Below are 19,642 nucleotides of genomic sequence, written 5' to 3'. Positions count from 1 at the left end.
GCGCAACTCGCCTCGAACGTAACCGTTCGGATGTTTCGCGCACCGGTGAAACCTGCCGTGCGACGGGCCTACGCCCTTGACAGCCGCATGTTTCATTGCCGACACATCGGGCCGGGTCCGGCGGATTGTGTTGCTGCGGACCGCCGACACGCCATAGAGTCGCCAGCTGTCGGCATGGTGCCACGCTGACCTATCTAGAAGTTTCCTGGTCACCAAGGAGGTAAGACGACTTGTGAATGAGTCGACATTTACTCCCGGGGGTGGTCAACCAGGAATGCCTGCGCCGGTCTCGGGCCCTACTGGGTTCGCGGCTGTCGGCTCCGTCGCTGTCCGCACCTTCGCAGCCCACCAGAGTCCGCAGCCGGCCGGGCTAACTCCGCCAGCACACCAGAGCATGGATGGCCTACACGTGAACGCCATGGCCGGCGACGGAAGTGGCGGGGTCCACAACCACTTCGCCGACTACGACGAGCTGCCCGACGGGCACTTCTACGACCCCGACGCCGAGTACGAGCCCGATCCGGAGTACGCGGCCACGCTCGCGCCCGACGCGGCCCGTCAGCGCCGCGAGCGCATCGGTCCGACCGGTCGCCCGCTGCCGTACTTCCCGATCCCGGGTCCGCTGACCGACCACGGCCCCGCGAAGATCATCGCGATGTGCAACCAGAAGGGCGGCGTCGGCAAGACCACGTCGACCATCAACCTGGGTGCCGCGCTCGCGGAGTACGGCCGCCGGGTCCTGCTCGTCGACTTCGACCCGCAGGGCGCCCTCTCGGTCGGCCTCGGGGTGAACCCGATGGAGCTCGACCTCACGGTCTACAACCTGCTCATGGAGCGGGGCATGTCGGCCGACGAGGTGCTGCTGAAGACCGCGGTCCCCAACATGGACCTGCTGCCGAGCAACATCGACCTGTCGGCGGCCGAGGTCCAACTGGTCTCCGAGGTCGCGCGCGAGTCCACGCTGCAGCGGGCGCTCAAGCCGCTGATGGCCGACTACGACTACATCGTGATCGACTGCCAGCCCTCGCTCGGTCTGCTCACCGTCAACGCGCTGACGGCCGCGCACAAGGTGATAGTGCCTCTGGAGTGCGAGTTCTTCGCGCTGCGCGGAGTCGCGCTGCTCACCGAGACCATCGAGAAGGTCCAGGAGCGGCTCAACCCCGACCTGGAACTCGACGGCATCCTCGCCACGATGTACGACTCGCGCACCGTGCACAGCCGTGAGGTCCTCGCACGGGTCGTCGAGGCCTTCGACGAGCACGTCTACCACACGGTCATCGGGCGCACGGTCCGCTTCCCGGAGACCACGGTCGCCGGTGAGCCGATCACCACGTACGCCTCCAACTCCGTCGGCGCCGCCGCCTACCGTCAGCTCGCCAGGGAGGTGCTCGCCCGGTGTCACGCCGAGTGAGTCTGCCGGGGGCCGACGAACTCTTCCGTACGACAGGGGGAATGGCGCTGCAGCCGTCCACTCCCCGGCGGGGGGCCAACGGAGAAGTCCGGGTGCCCGCTCCCGCCGGGGACGGCGACGGGGCCGCCGCCGCGGAGGACGCGCCGCCGTCCGTGCCCGTACAGGGCGGTGACGGCGAGGGGTCCGAGCATGTGGCCGCGGACGCCGAGGCCGACGGCGAGCAGCCGCGCAGCCGCGCCGCCGCGGCGGGTGCCGAGCGGGCCGCGGCGGCCGGGCGCCAGCCCCAGCCGAAGCCGCAGGAAGGTTCTGCCGCGCCGCGCAAGCGGGGGCGGGCCTCCGGGCGCAGGCCCAGTGGGCGGGAGCGGCACGACGAGAAGATCACCGTGTACGTCTCCGCCGAGGAGCTGATGGATCTCGAACACGCGCGGCTGGTGCTGCGCGGGGAGCACGGGCTGGCCGTCGACCGCGGGCGGATCGTGCGGGAGGCCGTCGCCGTGGTGCTGGCGGATCTGGAGTCCCGGGGGGACGCGAGCATCCTCGTACGACGGCTTCGCGGGCGGTAGGGGTAGCCTGCGGGGGCTATGACCTCGTTTGACTCCTCTGGCTCCGGCTCGGCTTCCGGTGGTTCCGCCGGTCGTCGGCGTGCGCTGGGGAGAGGGGCGCTGGCTCCGCCCTCGGCTCCGCCGGGTGAGCCGGACGAGCCCGCCGAACCGGTGGGGTCGGTCGAGCGGATCGAACCGGCCGAAGTGGTCGAACCAGCCGAATCGGCTGAGGCGGCCGAAGCGGTCGAGGCTGTCGACGACGGGGTCTTCAAGGTTCGGCTCGCCAACTTCGAGGGGCCGTTCGACCTGCTGCTTCAGCTGATCTCGAAGCACAAGATGGACGTCACCGAGGTCGCCCTCTCCAAGGTCACCGACGAGTTCATGGCGCACATCAGGGCCATGGGACCGGACTGGGACCTCGACGAGACGACCGAGTTCCTCGTGGTGGCCGCGACGCTGCTGGATCTGAAGGCGGCCCGGCTGCTGCCCGCCGCCGAGGTCGAGGACGAGGCCGATCTCGCGCTGCTCGAAGCCCGGGACCTGCTGTTCGCGCGGCTGCTGCAGTACCGGGCGTACAAACAGATCGCGGAGATCTTCAACCGGCGGCTGGACGCGGAGGCCCGGCGGTATCCGCGCACCGTCGGGCTGGAGCCGCAGCACGCCGAACTGCTGCCCGAGGTGGTCATCAGCATCGGGGCGGAAGGATTCGCCAGGCTGGCCGTGAAGGCGATGCAGCCGAAACCGAAGCCGCAGGTGTACATCGACCACATCCACGCGCCCCTCGTCAGCGTGCAGGAGCAGGCCGGGATCGTCGTGGCCCGGCTGCGGGAGCTGGGAGAGGCGTCCTTCCGTGTGCTCGTCGAGGACACCGACGACACCCTGACCGTCGTCGCCCGCTTCCTCGCCCTGCTGGAGCTCTATCGCGAGAAGGCCGTGGCCCTCGACCAGGAGACCGCGCTCGGCGATCTGATCGTGCGGTGGACCGGCGGTGACGAGGGCACGGAACCCGTGGTCACGGACGAGTTCGACCGGCCGCCCGAGCCACCGGAGCCGTCCGGGCGGCCCAAGTCGCCCAAGTCGCCCGAGTCGTCGGAGCCGCCCGAGTCGCCCGAGGAGGAGAAGGCGTGAGCGAGGAGAGAACCGAGACGCCCGCCGGGGCGCGCACCGTCGCCGATCTCGACCTCAAGCCGGCTCTGGAGGCCGTCCTCATGGTCGTGGACGAGCCCGCGACGGTGGAGCACCTGAGCAAGATCCTGGAGCGGCCCAAGCGGCAGATCTCCAAGGCGCTCAGGGAACTGTCCGACGACTACGCGGCCCAGGGACGCGGCTTCGAGCTGCGGCTGATCGCCGGCGGGTGGCGGTACTACACCCGGCCCGAGTACGCCGCGGCCGTCGAGCGGTTCGTGCTGGACGGGCAGCAGGCCCGGCTGACCCAGGCCGCGCTGGAGACGCTGGCCGTGGTCGCGTACCGGCAGCCGGTGAGCCGCAGCAGGGTCTCGGCGGTGCGCGGGGTCAACTGCGACGGGGTCATGCGGACCCTCCTCCAGCGGGGGCTGGTCGAGGAGGCGGGCGCGGAACCCGAAACAGGTGCGATCCTGTACAGGACGACGAACTACTTCCTGGAGCGGATGGGCCTGCGCGGCCTGGACGAGCTCCCGGAGCTGGCGCCCTTCCTCCCGGAGGCGGAGGCGATCGAGGCCGAGACCCAGGAAGGCGTACCGTCGTTCGATCCGGACGCTCCGGATTCCGAGGACGCAGACGACAAGACGGAACTTTGATGCGAAGCAGCAGCGGCAGGAACAGCAGCGGAAACAACGGCGGGAGCCGTGGTGGCAACAGCGGCGGCCGCGGCGGTAGCGGCGGTGGCCGAGGCGGGAGCGGCGGCGGAGGCCGCGGCAACTACCGCGGTGCCGGGAACGACCGCGACGACAGGCAGGGCGGCGGCGGCCGGCCGAAGAAGCCCCGCCCGGAGGAGCGGCGCTACGACGTGGGCCCCGGCGCCTCCCCGGAGGGGCCGAAGTCGGGGCGCGGCGCGTCCGCGCGCGGTGGCGCCAAGGGCGGCCCCAAGCAGGGCCAGGGCAGCACCGGGCGGGGCCGCTGGGCCCCGGCGACCTCCCGCGAGTACGACGCGCGGGCCGAGGAGCGCAACCGGGAGCGGTACGCGGGCAAGAAGGACGTCAAGCTGCCCAAGACCTTCCCCGGCGCCGAGCAGGAGGGCGAGCGGCTGCAGAAGATCCTCGCGCGCGCGGGCTACGGCTCCCGGCGCGCCTGCGAGGAACTGATCGAGCAGGCGCGGGTCGAGGTCAACGGCGAGATCGTCCTGGAACAGGGCAAGCGCGTCGACCCGGAGAAGGACGAGGTCAAGGTCGACGGCCTGACGGTCGCGACGCAGTCGTACCAGTTCTTCTCGCTGAACAAGCCGGCCGGTGTCGTCTCCACGATGGAGGACAACGAGGGCCGGCAGTGCCTCGGCGACTACGTGACCAACCGCGAGACGCGGCTGTTCCACGTCGGGCGGCTCGACACCGAGACCGAGGGCGTCATCCTGCTCACCAACCACGGTGAGCTGGCGCACCGGCTGACCCACCCCAAGTACGGCGTGAAGAAGGTCTATCTCGCGCACATCGTGGGCCCGATCCCGCGCGACCTGGGCAAGCAGCTCAAGGACGGCATCCAGCTGGAGGACGGGTACGCGCGCGCGGACCACTTCCGGGTCGTCGAGCAGACCGGCAAGAACTACCTCGTCGAGGTGACCCTGCACGAGGGGCGCAAGCACATCGTGCGCCGGATGCTGGCGGAGGCAGGCTTCCCGGTCGACAAGCTGGTGCGCGTCGCCTTCGGGCCGATCACCCTCGGCGACCAGAAGTCGGGCTGGCTGCGCCGGCTGTCCAACACCGAGGTCGGGATGCTGATGCAGGAGGTCGACCTCTAAGGGCCCCCAGGGTCAGCGGTGCGTCGAGCGCCGTGTTCGAGCAGTGGGCCGGTCCCGGCATTGCCGTCGGGGCCGGCCTTTTGCCGTTCCGGGCGCCGCTCTCGATGCCGGGGAGCGTCGCGTTCTGTCCGGAAAACCTCCGGCAGGACCGGCAGGAAAATCACCGGAATGACCTGGTCAAACATTCTCCTAATTGTCTCACGATTCGAGATTCTGTTAGTAGGGCTTGCTCCTGGAAAGCGTTCCTTGCATGATCATCGGCGTTCGTTCGATATCGCGGAACGGCTGAGGAATAGAGAATCCGGGGGAATGCATGTGTGGCATCGTGGGGCTCTTCACCGGTTGTACCGCGGTCAGTTACTGTCCCAAGCGCCTGCTGGTCAAGGATTCCGAGGCCCAGGTCCCGGGCGCCGACGACCCGGAACCGGCTGACGGTTATCGCAGCCCGTTCCGTGGCTGGGACAAACGCGCCTCGGTACGTGCGACTCCCCGGCGGGAACTGCCGGGCGAAACCGAAGGGCAGTATTTCTTTTCGCCCGACTTGGTTCCGGTCGCCCGCCATGAGCTGGTACGGGATCTTCGCCCTGAACTATTCGACCGGATACTGATCCAGCACCTCTACCGTTACCTGGATTTCACGGCGAAGCTGGAACAGATCGTCGTCAATCGCACCGCGCTCGGTATCGCCCAGGGAACAGTGGGCCTGCGTCTCCATCCGGACATGCGGTTCGACGCCTACCGGATCTACTGCGACGAGGCGTACCACGCCCTGTTCTCCGTCGATCTGATGAGACAGGCTCAGGCCCGTACCGGTGTCGCCGCGCGGCTGCCCGCCGAGCCGTACTTCCTGACCCGGCTGGCGATGATCCAGCAGGAGCACCCGGACTGGCGGGTGCTGGCCGAGCTGGTCTTCGTGATCGTCTCCGAGACGCTGATCTCGGGCTCCCTCGGCGAGGTCCCGGACGACCCCCGGGTGGTGCCCACGGTCCGTGAGGTGGTGCGCGACCACGCCATGGACGAGGGCCGCCACCACACCTACTTCTCGCTCTTCCTCAAGGAGCTGTGGGCGCAGTCGGACCCGGCCGAGCGGCGGGTGATCGGCACCCTCGCGCCGATGATGGTGGACGCCTTCCTCCGGCCGGACCTGCCGGCTTTCCGCGAGGAGCTGACCGGGTACGGGCTCGACCGGGACACCGTCGAACAGGTGCTGGCCGAGGTGTTCCCGGAGAGTCTGGTGCGCAAGACCGCCCGTGACGCGTCCCAGCAGACGGTCCAGCACTTCAGACGGCTCGGGTCGCTGGACGACCCCGAGATCCGGGCCGCCTTCGAGTCGTACGAACTGGTGTGACGATGAACGCCGTCGAGAGCGGACCATCCATCGGCACGACCGGTCAGGGGACCGGCCGGCGGGCCCGTCGCCGGCTCATCCGCCGGATCCGGTACGGGTGAGCGCCGCCTCTCGGGACGCCAGCCAGCGGACCACCCCCGCCGTGTAGCCCGGCAGCAGCTCCCGGCCGAAGTGCTCCCGGTCCCAGTCGTTCTCCAGGACCAGCGAGGCGTCGACGCACACATAGGCCACAGCGGAGCCTCCGCCTTCGAGGGGGAGGACGCGGGCCTCGTACATCGGGCCCTCGTACACGTCCAGCAGGGCGCGCTCGGCGGGGTCGAGGTCGGTCAGCAGGCATCCGGTGACCCGGCTCCCGGACCGGGACACCAGACCGGGGAAGACACGGTCGCGCAGGGCCGCGTTGCGCCAGCCGGTCACCGCCGCCGGGCGGGACCCGGTGACCCGCCCCAACAGTGCCCGCCGCACCTCGGCGTACGACAGGCTCCCGTAGACGAACAGGGGCAGCTCGTACGTCTGTCGATGTGCCGTCGGCATCGCTCGTACTCCCACGTGAAAGGCAGCCGGTACTTCCCGCCGGAGCCTATGCCGCCTGCCCGGACCGCCGGGCACCACCCCACGAGAAGCCCCATGACCCCCATGAGCAGCCCCATGACAAGGAGTCCACGCGTGACCACCGTCGCCCGTCCCGACGCCCCCCGTGCGACCGGCGGGGTCGCCCACGACCTCATCGACGCCGCCCTGCGTGCCGTCCCCGAGTACCAGAGCTTCCGCGGCGGTCTCCTCAGCCGCGCCGACTACTGCTCCTGGCTGGGCTCCGGTCGTCTGCGCCCCGAGGACGTCGGGCTGAACGAGGACCAGTTCAACCTCTCCACCCGGTTCCCCGTGGACGAACGCGCCTTCGTCGCCCAGGTGCTGGAGGGGCTGGAGCGGGACGGGGTGATCGCCTCCACGGCCTATCCGGAGGACGCGTTCGAGGCGCTGCGGGAGCGGGTCGCCGAGCGGTTCGACCACGAGGACCGAGCCACCTACATCTTCCCGGAGGAGGCCCGGCTGCTGTTCGCGCTCTGTCATCTGCTGGCGCCCCGCCGCACCGTCTTCCCCGGCTCGTACTACGGGTACTGGGCGGTCTGGGCGCTGCCCGGCATCCGCGCGGCCGGCGGCACCGCCACCCTGATCGACATCGACCCCGGCACCATGGCGCTGGCCGAACGCAACCTCACCGCCCTCGGTCTCGCCGACGGGGTCGAGTTCGCCACCACCGACGCCATCGCCCACGGCCGCGGTCTCGACCCGGTCGACCTGTGTGTGCTGGACGCCGAGGGCCCGGCCCCGCACCGCGCCCCCGAGGGCATGGACCCCGACCTGATCGACAAGGCGATCTACTTCCCGATCATGGAGGCCACCACCCCCGCCCTGCGCCCCGGCGGTCTGCTGATCGCCCACAACATGCTGCTCGGCAACCTCACCGACAACGGCTACTTCGCCGGACGTATCGCCAACAACCAGGCCCAGTACGCCCGTTTCCACGGCCACCTGGACACCCACTACGACCTCCAGCGGCTGATCCCCAGCTCCGAGGGCGTCGGCGTCTACCGCCGTCGCGCCGACGCCGTCCTCGGGGAGGTCTCCCGATGAGCGCCCCCGTCCTGCGCCCGCTGACCGAAGCTGATCTTCCTGGGGTACTGTCTACGATCAATCACGCCATCCGGCACACCGACGCGACCATGGATCATGAAGAGAAGGCGCTCGACGACCTGCACGGCTGGCTGTCAGCCCACCATGGCCGTTACCCCGCCCTGGCCGCCGAGCAGGACGGACGGCTCGCCGGATACGGCACGCTCAGTCCCTTCGCCTCACGCAGGGGCTATCTGGCCAGCGCCGAGATCTCGGTCTACCTCTCGCCCGACGCCCGTGGCCGCGGTGTCGGCTCGGCCCTGTGCGTCCGCCTCACCGAACTGGCGGAGCAGGCCGGCATGTCCACGGTGATCGCCTTCATCTCCTCCGGCAACGAGCCCTCCCGCCGCATGGTGCTGCGCGCCGGCTACCGCCACGAGGGCGTCCTGCGCCAAGTCGGCTACAAGCTGGGCCGGCTGACCGACCTGGACATCTTCCAGCGCACGTTCCCCGCCAACTGCGCCCGCTACGACGGCACACCGCTCGACGACCTGCTCGCCGCCCACATACCCGCAGAGGAGCCCGCCCGATGACCACCCAGCCCCCCACCGCCCCGGAGCCCGGCGGGTCCGCCGCCTACGACCGCCATGTCGCCTCCCAGCCCGAGGCCGTGGCCGCCCTCCTGTCGACCCCGGTCCCGGTCCTCGACCCCGCGCGTCCCCTGGTCTTCACCGGCATCGGCACCTCCCTGCACGCCTGCCGGACCGCCGCCGCCTGGGTCCGGCTGCTGACCGGCGGACGGGTACGGGCCGCCGCCCTCGACGCCCACGACCTGGCCCTGACCGAGGGGGTCACCGCCGCCGACCAGATCGTGGTGGTCAGCCACCGGGGCACCAAGGCCTGCCCCAACGACGTGCTCCGCCGCGCCGCCGAGGCCGGTGCCACCACGGTCGCCGTCACCGGCGAGGGCCCGGCCGAACCCGTCGCCGACACGGTCCTGCGCACCTGCCCCCAGGAGGCGGCCAGCACCCACACGGTCTCCTACACCACCGCGCTGACCCTGCTCGCCCGCCTGGTCGCCACCGCCCTCGGCGAGGAGGGGGCCCCGCTGACCGCCGCGCTCGCCCAGGTCCCCGGGGCACTGTCCCGCACCCTGGAACTCCCCCTCGCGCCGGAGGCCGTGGACGCCCTGGCCGACGCCGCCGGACCGGTTCTGGTCACCGGCACCGGACTCGACGCGATCACCGCCGCCGAGGCCGCGCTGAAGATCAAGGAGGGCACCTACCGCTGGGCCGAGGCCCTGCACACCGAGTTCGCCCTGCACGGCACCCCCGCCGTCTTCTCCGCGACCACCGCCGGCTTCCTGCTGCGCCCCGCCGGACCCGACGCCGGCCGCACCGCCGACCTGGAGCGGGTCCTGCGCGCGCTGGGCGCCCCCGTCCACCACTGCGCCGACGACCCCGGTGCCGCGCTGCCCTTCGCCGCCGTGCCCGATCTCGTCCGTCCGCTGGTGTCGGTCGTCCCCTTCCAGCGACTGGTCTCCCTGGCCGCCGCCCGCACCGGCGCCAGCCCCGACCTCACCCACCTGGAGGCGGAGCCCTGGGCATCGGCCATCCGGTCGGTGAAGCTGTGACGCCCAGACCGGTCATGACGCCGGGGACGGCGGCGGAGGCGGTGCGCGAGACGGCACCGGGGACGGCGCACGTGGCGGTATCGGAGACGGCCCGGGTGACGGCACCGGAGCCGGCCGCCGTCCACGCCACGGCGGTCGCCGGCACCGCCGCCGCCGTCACCGAGGCGTATCTCCGCGACCCCCGGCTCGCCGACGCCGTCCAGGAGACCGTCTTCCCCCCGGCCTTCCAGGAGTGCTGGGGGGCGCGGATGCTCTCCCGCCCGCTCTTCGTGGACGGTCCCGAGCTGAGCCGGGCCGCGGCCGATGTCCAGGACCTGTTCGCACTGCTCGTCTCGCTGCCGGGGCGGCTGTTCGGCGGGGACACGGCCCGGTACTGCGACGCCCTGGGCATCGCCCCGGACCGGGCCGCGGTGATCTCCCGGTTCGCCGACGCCCGCGGCCGGGCCACCCGTTACGGCCGTGCCGACCTCTATCACGACGGCGGCGCGTTCAAGCTGCTGGAGTTCAACATAGCCAGCGACCTGGGTGGCACCGACCGCTCCCAGATGCAGCGGGCCCTGCTCACCCACCCCGCGTTCGCGGCCTTCGCCGCCGAGCACGGGCTGGACCACGTCCACATCGGGGAACGCATGGCCACCGCTCTGCGCGAGGCGGCCCTGCCCCTCACCGGCGGCGGCCGGGAGCCCCGGGTCGGCCTGGTCTGCGCCCCGGGAGGACTGGCCGCCTTCGGTCATCTGCTGCACGCCCTCGCCGAGATGATGCGGGACCTCGGCCTGCCCTTCACCCTCGGTGAACTGGACGGCCTCACCGAGCAGGGTGACCGGCTCCGTCTCGACGGCGCACCCGTCGATGTGGTCCTGCGCTTCTTCACCGTCGACGACCTCTGCGCGGACCCGGCCTCCGCCGCCCGCGCCGAACTCGCCTTCCGCGCCCACGAAGAGGGCCGAGCCGTCCTGTGGACGCCCATGGACAGTTCCCTCTACTCCAACAAGGGCGCCCTCGCGCTCCTCTCCGACCCCGCCACACCCTTCACCGAGGCCGAACGCGCCCTCACCGACCGGCTTCTCCCATGGACCCGGCTCCTCGCCGACGGCCCGCCCACACCCGGCCCGCACCCCGGTGAGACGGTCACCGACCTGCTGTCCTTCTGCCGGGAACACCGCACCGAGCTGCTCCTCAAGCCGCTGCGCGACTTCGGGGGCACCGGCGTGATCCCCGGCTGGGAGTGCGCACCGGACCACTGGGCAGGCCTGCTCCGGGACCGGCTGTCCGAGGCCACCGGCCCCCTCACCGGACTGGGCAACCGCTGGATCGTCCAGCGTCGCGTCCTGCCCCGCGCCGAGCCCGTCCTCGACCCCGCCACCGGCGCCCGCTCCGACTGGGTCGCGGCCTGGGGCCTGTTCCTCACGCCGCAGGGCTACGCCGGCACCGACGTCCGCGCCGCGCCGGCCTCCGCCTCCGCCGTCGTCAACTACGGCTCCAACCCGCTGACCCGTACCACCGGCGTCTTCACCGTCGGGACCGCGCGATGAGGTGGCCCACGGACACCCCTCCCCACCGCTCGGAAGGACCACCGTCATGAGCACCGAGCCGACCGTCGCGCCGCCCGCGGTGCGCGCGTTCTCCCGGGCCGCCGACCTCCCGCGCGCCGACTGGGCCGAACTGCTGCGGCCCGAGGACCTCTTCCTCGGTGAACGCTGGCTGGCCGTCGCGGAGCGGACCGCGGGCTCCCCGATGCGCTATCTGCTGCTCGACGAGGACGGCCGTACGGTCGCCGGGCTCGCCACCGCCCTGGCCGACGACACCGCGCCCTGGGTCCTCGGCCGCCCGGACACCATGCTGCGGGCCGCCGCCGAGGCCGGTCGCGAGGGCGCCGCCGAGATCCTCGCGGCGCTGCCCGCGAGCCCCGCCGAGAGCCTGCTGCCCACGCTGGTGTGCGGAGGGCGGCACATGGGGCGCAGCCGGGTGCCGAGGCTCGCCGGCACCGGCCGGGACCAGGTGGAGGCGCTGGTCGCCGAGGCCGAACGGCTCGCCGCCGAGCGGGGCGCGGCCTCGGTGGCGTACCCCTTCGTGGAGGACGGCGACACCCTGCTGCGGCAGATCCTCGGCGAACGGGGCTACGCGCACCACGACTCGGGCCGCTACAGCTCGCTGCGCGTGGGCCCCGGCGGCTTCGACGAGTATCTGACCCTGGTCTCCGCGCGCCGCCGCCGCCGGATCCTCACCGAGCGGCGCCGGGTGCGGGAGGCCGGCATCGAACTGCGGATCGAGCCGTTGAGCGCCGGTCTCGTGCCCCGGCTCGGCGCGCTGGAGGCGGAGCTGATGGCCAAGTACGGCCACACCTGGACCGCCGGGCAGACCGAGCAGGTGCTGCACGAGATGATCGCCGCGTTCGGTGCCGACGCCCAGGTGGCGCTGGCGGTCGGCGACGGCGACATCCGGGGCTTCGGCACCCTGCTGCGGTTCGGCAGCCACTGGTACGCGCGGCAGGCGGGCTTCGACTACGCCTACCAGGACCGGCTCCCGCTGTACTTCGAGACCCTCTACTACTTCCCCGTCGAGGCGGCGGCCCGGTTCGGGATCGAAGCCATCCACTACGGCCTCGGCAGCGAGGAGGCCAAGCTCTCCCGCGGCTGCACCGCCGAGACCCAGCACTCCTATCTGCTGCCGCTGACCCGACCCTCGAGGAACACCCATGTCTGACGCCCGCCCCCACGGGCCCCTGATCGCCGTGGTCGAGACCGGGCGGGGCGAGTACGGCCTCCAGCCCCTGCTGCGCGCCCGCGAGCTGGGACTGAGCCCGATCCTCGTCACCGACGACCTCAGCCGCTACGCCACGTCCGAGGCCGCGCGCTCCCTCATCGAGCGGACCGTGCACGCGATCGTGGACGCCGACACCCGGGACAGCGCCTCCGTCACCGAGGCGCTGCGCCCGTACGCCGAGCGGGGCGACCTCGCCGGGGTCCTCGCGGTCATCGACTACTACGTCCCCGTGGTCGCCGAGACCGCCCGCCGGCTCGGTCTGCCCGGCCTCGACCCCGAGGCCGCGCGGACCGCCCGCAACAAGCTGCGGACCCGCGAGGTCTGCGCCGAACTCGGCGTCCCCGCACCGCGGTTCAGCCGGGCGACGGCACGCGAGGACGCGGTCGCCGCCGCCCGGTCGATCGGCTTCCCCTGTGTCGTCAAGCCGCTCACCGAGTCCGCGAGCATCGGGGTGCGGCTGTGCCGCGACACCGACGAGGTGGCCGCGCACTACGACGAACTGACGGCGTCCCCGGTCGACATGCGCGGCATGGCGAAGCCCGGCGGTGTGCTGGTGGAGGAGTATCTGACGGGCTACGAGCTGAGCGTGGAGGTGCTCACCACCGCCAAGGGGCCCCAGGTCGTCGGCGTCACCGACAAGGCGCTCACCGCGCACCCGTACTTCGTGGAGACCGGCGAGACGTTCCCGACCCAGCTTCCCGATTCCGTGCGCGACGAGGTCACCCGGGCCGCGCTCGACGCGCTCAAGGCGATCGGCCACGACTTCGGCGCCGCGCACGTCGAGATCAAGGTGACCCCCGACGGGCCCCGCCTGGTGGAGATCAACGCCCGGATGGGCGGCGCCCAGATCGGCCGGATCATCCACGAGGCCACCGGCCTCGACCTGCTGCGCGAGGTCGTCAGGCTGCACGTCGGGCAGGAGCCCGAGGTCGTGGTGGAGCACACCCGGGCCGCCGCGTCCCGCTATCTGACGGCGGCCGACGACGGCGTACTGCGCGGGTTCGAGGGCGAGGACCTGGTACGGCGGCTGCCCGGTGTGGTCGCCGTCGACCTGTACGCGGCTCCGGGAGGCGAGGTGCGCCGGCCGCGCAGCAACGCCGACGTCCTCGGACATGTGGTGGTCCGGGCGGACACCCCCGCCGAGGCGGCCCGCTGGGCGGACACCGCGGCCGTCATGCTGGCGCCCGCCGTCGACGCGCCGTGCTGAGGCAACTGCGCCGGGCGCTGCCGACGGGGCCCGGGGTGCCCGCCTTCGCGGGCGCCACCTTCGCCAACTCCGTGGGCATGGGCATCTATTACCCGTTCTCCCTGCTGTTCTTCCAGTCCGTCCTGGACACCTCGCTCACCCGGATCGGCGCCGCCCTCACGGTGGCCGCGCTGCTCGCCCTGCCGCTGCTTCCGTACGTGGGACGGCTGATCGACCGGTTCGGCCCCCGGCAGGTGCTGCTGGTCAGCACGGTGGTGCGGGCGTCCGCGTTCGCCGGGTACCTCCTGGTGGACTCGTTCTGGCCGTTCCTGGTGCTGAGCGTGCTGGTCGCGCTCACCATGCGCACCGAGCAGGCGGCCACCCCGGCGCTGGCGAAGGTGCTGGCGGGCGAGGAGCCACCGGGACGCTGGATGGCGCTGTCCCGTGCGCTGTTCAACGCCGGGTTCGGGCTCGGCGCGCTCGCGGCGGGGCTGACCGCCTCCGCGTCGCCGGAGGTGCTGCACGGCGTCGGGGCGGGCAACGCGGTGTGCATCGCGCTCGCCGCCCTGCTGTACGTCGCGCTGCCCGCGTCCCGTCCGGCGAAGGCCGGGGTCGGGTCCGGTACGGCGGAGAAGGCCCGGCCCTGGCGCAGCGGCCCGTTCCGCGGGGTGGTCGCCGCGGGCGCCGGTCTGTGGATCATCGCGGTGAGCGTGGAGGTGGCGCTGCCGGTGCACCTGGTGCGCGACGTCGGCGCGCCCGCGTGGACGACGAGTGTGCTGTTCGCCCTGAACACCGTGGTCCTGGCCGTGTTCCAGGTCCCCGTGGCGCACCGGGTGGAACGGGTGCGGCCCGCCGTCCTGGTCGCGGTGGGCGCGGTCCTGCACATCGCCCTGCCCGCCGCCCTCGCCGCCGCGGCCCACCTCGCGCCGACGCCCCGCACCGTCGTCCTGATCGCCGCCATGGTGATCTACACGGTCGGTGAACTCCTGGCCTCCCAGGCCGTACTGACGCTGCTGACCGCCCTCTCCCCGGACGAGCGGCGCGGCTCCTACCTGGCGTTCAACCAGCTGTTCATCGGCCTGGCCAACGCGATGACCCCGCTCCTGGTCACCAGCGCGCTGGACCACGGCGCGAACACCCTGTGGTGGCTGCTGACGGGCTGCGCCCTGGCCGTGGCGGTGCTGATGACCGGCGCGGTGCGCGGCGTACCGGCCGAGCGGGGCCCGGCGGAACAGGACACGGCGGAACGGGACACGGCGGACGGTGACCTCGACCCGGGCCCGGACGACGACGTGCACCGGGGCTCGCCCCCGCCCCGGGAGACACCCGAACCCACGGTCACGACGTGACCGCCAGGCCTTGAAGGAGAGCCCCCGCATGGGCCGTGCGACCACCCGCGACTCCGGCCACAAGCCCGCCCACGAGTCCGCCCGCGCGATCAGCCCGCAGTTCGACCACGCCGAGCAGCGCCGCGTGGCCGAGGCCGCGCTCGAACGGGCCCGTGAACTCGGCGTCGGGCACGCGGAGTTCCGTGCCGAGCACGTACGCGACGCGTCCTGGCGGCTGCGCGACGCCCGTCCCGCCGGCGCGTCCGACACGGTGAGCGCCGGGTTCTCCGTGCGGGTCCTGCACGAGGGCGCCCGCGGTTTCGCGGCACGCTCCGCGGGCGGTGCCGACGCGGCCGTCGGCGCGGTCGAGGAGGCGGTGCGGGCCGCCGGGGACGCCCGCCGCCTCGGCGGCCGTCGCGTCGACCTCGCGCCGGAGCCCGTGTACGGGGAGCGGACGTGGATCTCCGCGTACGAGACCGACCCGTTCGAGGTGTCCGGGCAGGAGCGGACGGCCGTGCTCGGCGAGTACAGCGCCCGGCTCCTCGCCGCCCTCGGGGTCCGGCACGCGGACGCCGCGCTCCAGGCCGTACGGGAGTGCACGTTCCTCGCGGACACCGCGGGCAACCGCGTCCTCCAGCAACGGGTGCGGGTGCTGCCGGAGTTCACCGCCCACACCGTGGACCCGGCCGGCGGCCGGCTGGTGAGCCTGCGCAGCACGGCGCCCTCCACGGGCCGGGGCTGGGAGTATCTGCTCGGCACCGGGTGGGACTGGGACGGTGAACTCGCCGCACTGCCCGCCCTGCTGGCCGAGAAGGCGGCCGCCCCGACGGTGCGGCCGGGCACGTACGACCTCGTGATCGACCCCACGAACCTGTGGCTGACCCTGCACGAGACCGTGGGCCACGCCACCGAACTGGACCGGGCCCTCGGGCACGAGGCGTCCTTCGCGGGCACCTCGTTCGCCTCGCCGGACGCGGTCGGCACCCTGCGCTACGGCTCGCCCGCCATGAACGTCACCGCCGACCGCACCGCCCCGCACGGTCTCGCCACCATCGGCTACGACGCCGAGGCGGTGGCCGCGCAGCGCTGGGACCTGGTGCGCGCGGGCGTCCTGAGCGGGTTCCAGGTCGACCGCGCGGGCGCGGCCCGCGCCGGGTACCAGCGCTCCAACGGCTGCTCCTTCGCGGGCGCCTTCGACCGGGAGCCGCTCCAGCGGATGCCGAACGTCTCCCTGCGGCCCGCCCCCGACGGACCGGACACGGCGGAACTGATCTCCCGGGTGCGGGACGGCCTGTACGTCGTGGGCGACGGCTCCTGGTCCATCGACACCCGGCGGCAGAACTTCCAGTTCACCGGCCAGCGCTTCCACCGCATCCGCGCCGGACGCCTCGTCGGACAGGTCGGGGACGTCGCCTACCAGTCGACGACCACGGACTTCTGGCGCTCCCTGGAAGCGGTGGGCGGCCCTCAGACGTATCTCCTGTGCGGCGCCTTCCACTGCGGCAAGGGACGCCCGCTCCAGGCCGCCCCCGCCGGCCACGGCAGCCCCGCGGCCCTCTTCCGCCAGGTGAATGTGCTCAACTCCCGTGAGGAGAACTGACGTTGAACACCCCGCTGCCGCCGCAGGAGATCGTCGAGCGCGCCCTCTCCCTGTCCCGGGCCGCGCACTGCGACGTGATCGTCGACGACACGGACACGGCGTGGCTGCGCTGGGCGGGCGACGAGATCACCGCGAACGGCGCGAGCGGCACCCGCCGGGTCACGGTGATCAGCGCCGGGCCGGGCGGCGGCGCGGCGGTCTCCGGAAGCGTCGGCGACCGGCATCACCTGGAGGAACTGGTACGCGCCTCGGAGGCACCGACCGACGCCCCGGCGGCGGCCGGGGGGACGGGGACCGCGGCGCCCGAGCCGATCCGCGGCGACGGCGCGTTCGACACCGCCGGACTCCCCGAAGCCGTCCCCGCCCGTGATCGACTGTCCGCGCTGATCCCGGAGTTGGTCCGCGCGCGGGGCCGTTCCCAGGGTGCCCTGCACGGGTTCGCACAGCACCGGACCGGCACGGCGTGGCTGGGCACCTCGGCCGGAGTCCGCAGGCGCCACCGCCTCGGGACCAGCACGCTCGACCTCTACGCCCGCACCCCCGACGGCTCCCGTACGGCATGGGCGGGCGCGGTCGCGGACGGCTTCCACGGCATGGACCTGCCCGGACTGGAGGCCGCCACCACCGGACGCGTCCGGCAGCCGCTGCCGCACCGGGAGCTGCCGCCAGGCCGGTACGAGGTGCTGCTCGCTCCCGCCGCCGTGGCCGACCTGATGACCGCCCTGTACCGGGCCGGCGGAGCCGCGGACGCCGCCGAGGGCCGCACCGTCTTCGCGCGCCCCGGCGGCGGCACCCGGATCGGGGACACCCTCGCCGCGCTGCCGCTGAACCTGCGCGGCGATCCCCGCGAACCCGGCCTGGAGTGCCGCCCGTTCGTGCTCTCGCACGGTGCGGTCTCGGACGCCTTCGGGGAAGCCGTGCAGGCCGGTGCCGACCCCGCCGACAACGGAATGCCGCTGGCGGCCACGTACTGGATGAAGGACGGAGTCCTCACCTCCCTGTCCGCCTCCCGCGCCGACGCGGCCCGCCTGGGCCTCCCGGTCCGGCCGGCCGTGGGCAACCTGGTCCTGGACGGCGGCGCGGACCGCTCCCTGGCCGAGATGATCCGGTCCACCCGGCGCGCCCTGCTGGTCGGCTGCCTCTGGTACATCCGCCCGACGGACGCGGGCACCCTGACCCTCACCGGTCTGACCCGGGACGGCGTCCACCTCGTGGAGGACGGGCGCGTCACCGCGTACGTGAACGACTTCCGCTTCGCCGAATCACCCGTCTCCCTCCTGTCCCGCGCCGTCGAGGCGGGCCGCACCGAACGGGCGCCGGCCCGCGAGTCCGGTATGCACTTCCCGCGCACGGCCATGCCGCCCCTGCGGGTCCCGGACTTCCGGTTCACCGCGCAGGCCCCGTCCGCGGACGGCTGAGCCGGGGGTGGAGGCCGGGGCGCAGAACGTGCCCCGGAAAGGGTTGTGGGCCCAGGGCCGCCCCCTTTATAGTCGTGATGACTATTAGTCACGGTGACCATAAAGGGGGGCGACCGCCATGACCTCACCCGAGGGCTACGACAAGTACGCCTACGAACCCTTCGCCGTCACCGTCGACCTGGCCGTCTTCACCGTCCGCGCGGGCACCCTCCAGGTGCTGCTCGTCGAGCGCGGACAGGAGCCGTACGAGGGCCGCTGGGCACTGCCCGGCGGGTTCGTGCTGCCCAACGAGTCCGCGGAGGAGGCCGCCTGGCGGGAACTCGCGGAGGAGACCGGCGTCAAGGACGTCGCCGGGCTCCACCTGGAGCAGCTGCGGACCTACAGCGAGCCGGGGCGGGACCCGCGGATGCGGATCGTCACCGTCGCGTTCGCCGCGCTGTTCCCGGACCCGCCCGTCCCGCACGGCGGTGGCGACGCGGCCCAGGCCCAGTGGCTGCGGTTCAACGCCATCGGTCCGCTCGCCTTCGACCACGACCGCATCCTCGCCGACGCCCACGAACGCGTCGGCGCCAAGCTGGAGTACACCTGTCTCGCCACCGCCTTCTGTCCGCCCGAGTTCACGCTCGGCGAGCTCCAGCAGGTCTACGAGACCGTGTGGGGCACTCCGCTCGACCGGCCCAACTTCCGGCGCAAGGTGCTGGCCACGCCGGGCTTCGTCGAACAGGTGCCCGGCGCCGCCCGCCTGACCGGCGGTCGCGGCAAACCCGCCGCGCTGTACCGAGCGGGTGGGGCCACCGCCCTGCACCCGCCCCTGCTCCGCCCCACCACGGAAGGACGGCCCTGATGACCATGACGCTCCGAACGAAGCGCTCCGCCACCGGATCACTGATCGGCCTCGCCCTCGGAGACGCCCTCGGTTTCCCGACGGAGTTCGACGACGTCCCGTCGATCCTCGCCAAGTTCGGTCCCTGGCGGCGGATGGAGCTGCCGAGGCCCGCGATCGTCACCGACGACACCCAGATGACGCTGGCGCTCGGGCACGGCCTGCGGGCGGCCATGGACCGTGGATCGCTCGGCCCCGAGGCCCTGGAGCGGGCCGTGCGCAAGGAGTTCGTCGAGTGGTCCCGCTCCCCGGAGAACAACCGCGCGCCCGGCCACACCTGCCTGGTCGCCTGCGACCTCCTCGCGGTCGAGCGGCACCCCTGGCAGTTCGCCAGCCAGATCGGCTCCAAGGGCTGCGGTGCCAACATGCGGGTCGCGCCCCTCGGTCTGATCGGCCCGCTCAGCGACGAACAGCGCGCGGGGGCCGCCCAGTTGCAGGCCGCGCTCACCCACGGCCACCCCACCGCGCTCGCCGCCTCCGACCTCACCGCCCACGCGATACGGCTGCTCGCCCAGGGCGCCGAACCGATGGGCCTGGTCGGCCGGCTGCGCTCGTACGCCCATGAGAACCGCTCCCGCTACCACGCGCGCTGGCTCGGCGACCTGTGGACCTACAGCCAGGACCCCTCGCCCGAGCACTACATCGCCCGGGGCTGGGACGACTGCCTGGACGCCCTGGACCGCCTCCAGGAGGCGCTGCGGCTGCCCTCGCCCGAGACGGACCCCTGCCTGGCCACGGGGGAGGGCTGGATCGCCGAGGAGGCCCTCGCCACCGGGCTGCTGTGCTTCCTGCTCTTCGTCGACGAGCCCGTCACCGCGCTGCGCCGCGCCGCCTGCACCTCGGGCGACTCGGACTCCATCGCCTGCCTCGCCGGTGCCTTCGCGGGCGCCTACCACGGGCCGGACGCCTGGCCCACCGAGTGGGCCGACCGCATCGAGTACCAGGGCGACCTCGTCTCGCTGGGAGCCCTCTGGGACGCTTGAG

Annotated in this window: 18 protein-coding genes; 17 read left to right on the top strand and 1 reads right to left on the bottom strand. The window is 72.8% G+C overall.

Features of this window, described 5'->3' with window-relative positions; all coding sequences use genetic code 11:
* The first annotated feature begins 274 nt into the window (after window positions 1-274).
* From J8M51_RS14060 to J8M51_RS14035, 6 genes are all read left to right on the top strand, one after another.
* Window positions 275-1,411: a ParA family protein gene (locus tag J8M51_RS14060; protein ID WP_086752761.1), complete on the top strand. Its 1,137-nt coding sequence runs from the start codon at window positions 275-277 to the stop codon at window positions 1,409-1,411.
* Window positions 1,396-1,974, top strand: a complete 579-nt coding sequence (locus J8M51_RS14055) for a hypothetical protein (protein WP_086752759.1) — start codon at window positions 1,396-1,398, stop codon at window positions 1,972-1,974. Before J8M51_RS14060 ends, J8M51_RS14055 begins: the two co-directional genes overlap by 16 nt.
* Before the next feature lie 18 nt (window positions 1,975-1,992).
* Entirely contained in the window at window positions 1,993-3,081 is a 1,089-nt protein-coding gene (locus J8M51_RS14050) for a segregation and condensation protein A (protein WP_086752757.1), read from the top strand.
* Complete coding sequence (gene scpB, locus J8M51_RS14045) at window positions 3,078-3,731, top strand: SMC-Scp complex subunit ScpB (RefSeq protein WP_086752755.1); 654 nt, start codon at window positions 3,078-3,080, stop codon at window positions 3,729-3,731. The genes J8M51_RS14050 and scpB overlap by 4 nt, the downstream gene beginning before the upstream one ends.
* On the top strand, window positions 3,731-4,885 hold the full coding sequence (locus J8M51_RS14040; protein WP_086752753.1) for a pseudouridine synthase: 1,155 nt from the start codon (window positions 3,731-3,733) through the stop codon (window positions 4,883-4,885). The genes scpB and J8M51_RS14040 overlap by 1 nt, the downstream gene beginning before the upstream one ends.
* 313 nt (window positions 4,886-5,198) lie before the next feature.
* On the top strand, window positions 5,199-6,233 hold the full coding sequence (locus J8M51_RS14035; RefSeq protein WP_086752751.1) for a diiron oxygenase: 1,035 nt from the start codon (window positions 5,199-5,201) through the stop codon (window positions 6,231-6,233).
* A 75-nt stretch (window positions 6,234-6,308) separates the two neighbouring features.
* On the opposite strand, the gene J8M51_RS14030 is transcribed toward J8M51_RS14035, so the two are convergent.
* Window positions 6,309-6,767: a gamma-glutamylcyclotransferase family protein gene (locus tag J8M51_RS14030; protein WP_086752750.1), complete on the bottom strand. Its 459-nt coding sequence runs from the start codon at window positions 6,765-6,767 to the stop codon at window positions 6,309-6,311.
* Between the two features lie 132 nt (window positions 6,768-6,899).
* On the opposite strand from J8M51_RS14030, the gene J8M51_RS14025 reads away from it, so the two are divergent.
* The 11 genes from J8M51_RS14025 to J8M51_RS13975 all read left to right on the top strand — a co-directional run bounded on the left by J8M51_RS14025 (window position 6,900) and on the right by J8M51_RS13975 (window position 19,641).
* A complete protein-coding gene (locus J8M51_RS14025) occupies window positions 6,900-7,868 on the top strand; it encodes an O-methyltransferase (RefSeq protein ID WP_086752748.1) in 969 nt (322 codons plus the stop codon).
* Complete coding sequence (locus J8M51_RS14020; RefSeq protein WP_086752746.1) at window positions 7,865-8,440, top strand: GNAT family N-acetyltransferase; 576 nt, start codon at window positions 7,865-7,867, stop codon at window positions 8,438-8,440. Before J8M51_RS14025 ends, J8M51_RS14020 begins: the two co-directional genes overlap by 4 nt.
* Window positions 8,437-9,480, top strand: coding sequence for an SIS domain-containing protein (locus tag J8M51_RS14015; RefSeq protein WP_086752744.1), 1,044 nt, complete (start codon window positions 8,437-8,439; stop codon window positions 9,478-9,480). The genes J8M51_RS14020 and J8M51_RS14015 overlap by 4 nt, the downstream gene beginning before the upstream one ends.
* On the top strand, window positions 9,477-11,012 hold the full coding sequence (locus J8M51_RS14010; RefSeq protein WP_143673082.1) for a hypothetical protein: 1,536 nt from the start codon (window positions 9,477-9,479) through the stop codon (window positions 11,010-11,012). Before J8M51_RS14015 ends, J8M51_RS14010 begins: the two co-directional genes overlap by 4 nt.
* A gap of 46 nt (window positions 11,013-11,058) precedes the next feature.
* Entirely contained in the window at window positions 11,059-12,183 is a 1,125-nt protein-coding gene (locus J8M51_RS14005) for a GNAT family N-acetyltransferase (protein ID WP_086752740.1), read from the top strand.
* Window positions 12,176-13,450 (top strand): ATP-grasp domain-containing protein, encoded by a 1,275-nt coding sequence (locus J8M51_RS14000; RefSeq protein WP_086752738.1) that lies wholly within the window; start codon window positions 12,176-12,178, stop codon window positions 13,448-13,450. Before J8M51_RS14005 ends, J8M51_RS14000 begins: the two co-directional genes overlap by 8 nt.
* A complete protein-coding gene (locus J8M51_RS13995) occupies window positions 13,444-14,778 on the top strand; it encodes an MFS transporter (protein WP_179202898.1) in 1,335 nt (444 codons plus the stop codon). Before J8M51_RS14000 ends, J8M51_RS13995 begins: the two co-directional genes overlap by 7 nt.
* 28 nt (window positions 14,779-14,806) lie before the next feature.
* Entirely contained in the window at window positions 14,807-16,357 is a 1,551-nt protein-coding gene (locus tag J8M51_RS13990; protein WP_086752736.1) for a TldD/PmbA family protein, read from the top strand.
* A 2-nt stretch (window positions 16,358-16,359) separates the two neighbouring features.
* A complete protein-coding gene (locus tag J8M51_RS13985) occupies window positions 16,360-17,775 on the top strand; it encodes a metallopeptidase TldD-related protein (RefSeq protein ID WP_256964055.1) in 1,416 nt (471 codons plus the stop codon).
* A gap of 118 nt (window positions 17,776-17,893) precedes the next feature.
* Window positions 17,894-18,619: an NUDIX hydrolase gene (locus J8M51_RS13980; protein WP_086752732.1), complete on the top strand. Its 726-nt coding sequence runs from the start codon at window positions 17,894-17,896 to the stop codon at window positions 18,617-18,619.
* A complete protein-coding gene (locus J8M51_RS13975) occupies window positions 18,619-19,641 on the top strand; it encodes an ADP-ribosylglycohydrolase family protein (RefSeq protein ID WP_086752730.1) in 1,023 nt (340 codons plus the stop codon). Before J8M51_RS13980 ends, J8M51_RS13975 begins: the two co-directional genes overlap by 1 nt.
* Window position 19,642 lies beyond the last annotated feature (1 nt).

Origin of the sequence: Streptomyces griseiscabiei (assembly GCF_020010925.1) — a bacterium.
In the GTDB taxonomy this organism is placed as follows: Bacteria; Actinomycetota; Actinomycetes; order Streptomycetales; family Streptomycetaceae; genus Streptomyces; species Streptomyces griseiscabiei.
This window is presented reverse-complemented; position numbering and strand designations above follow the sequence as displayed.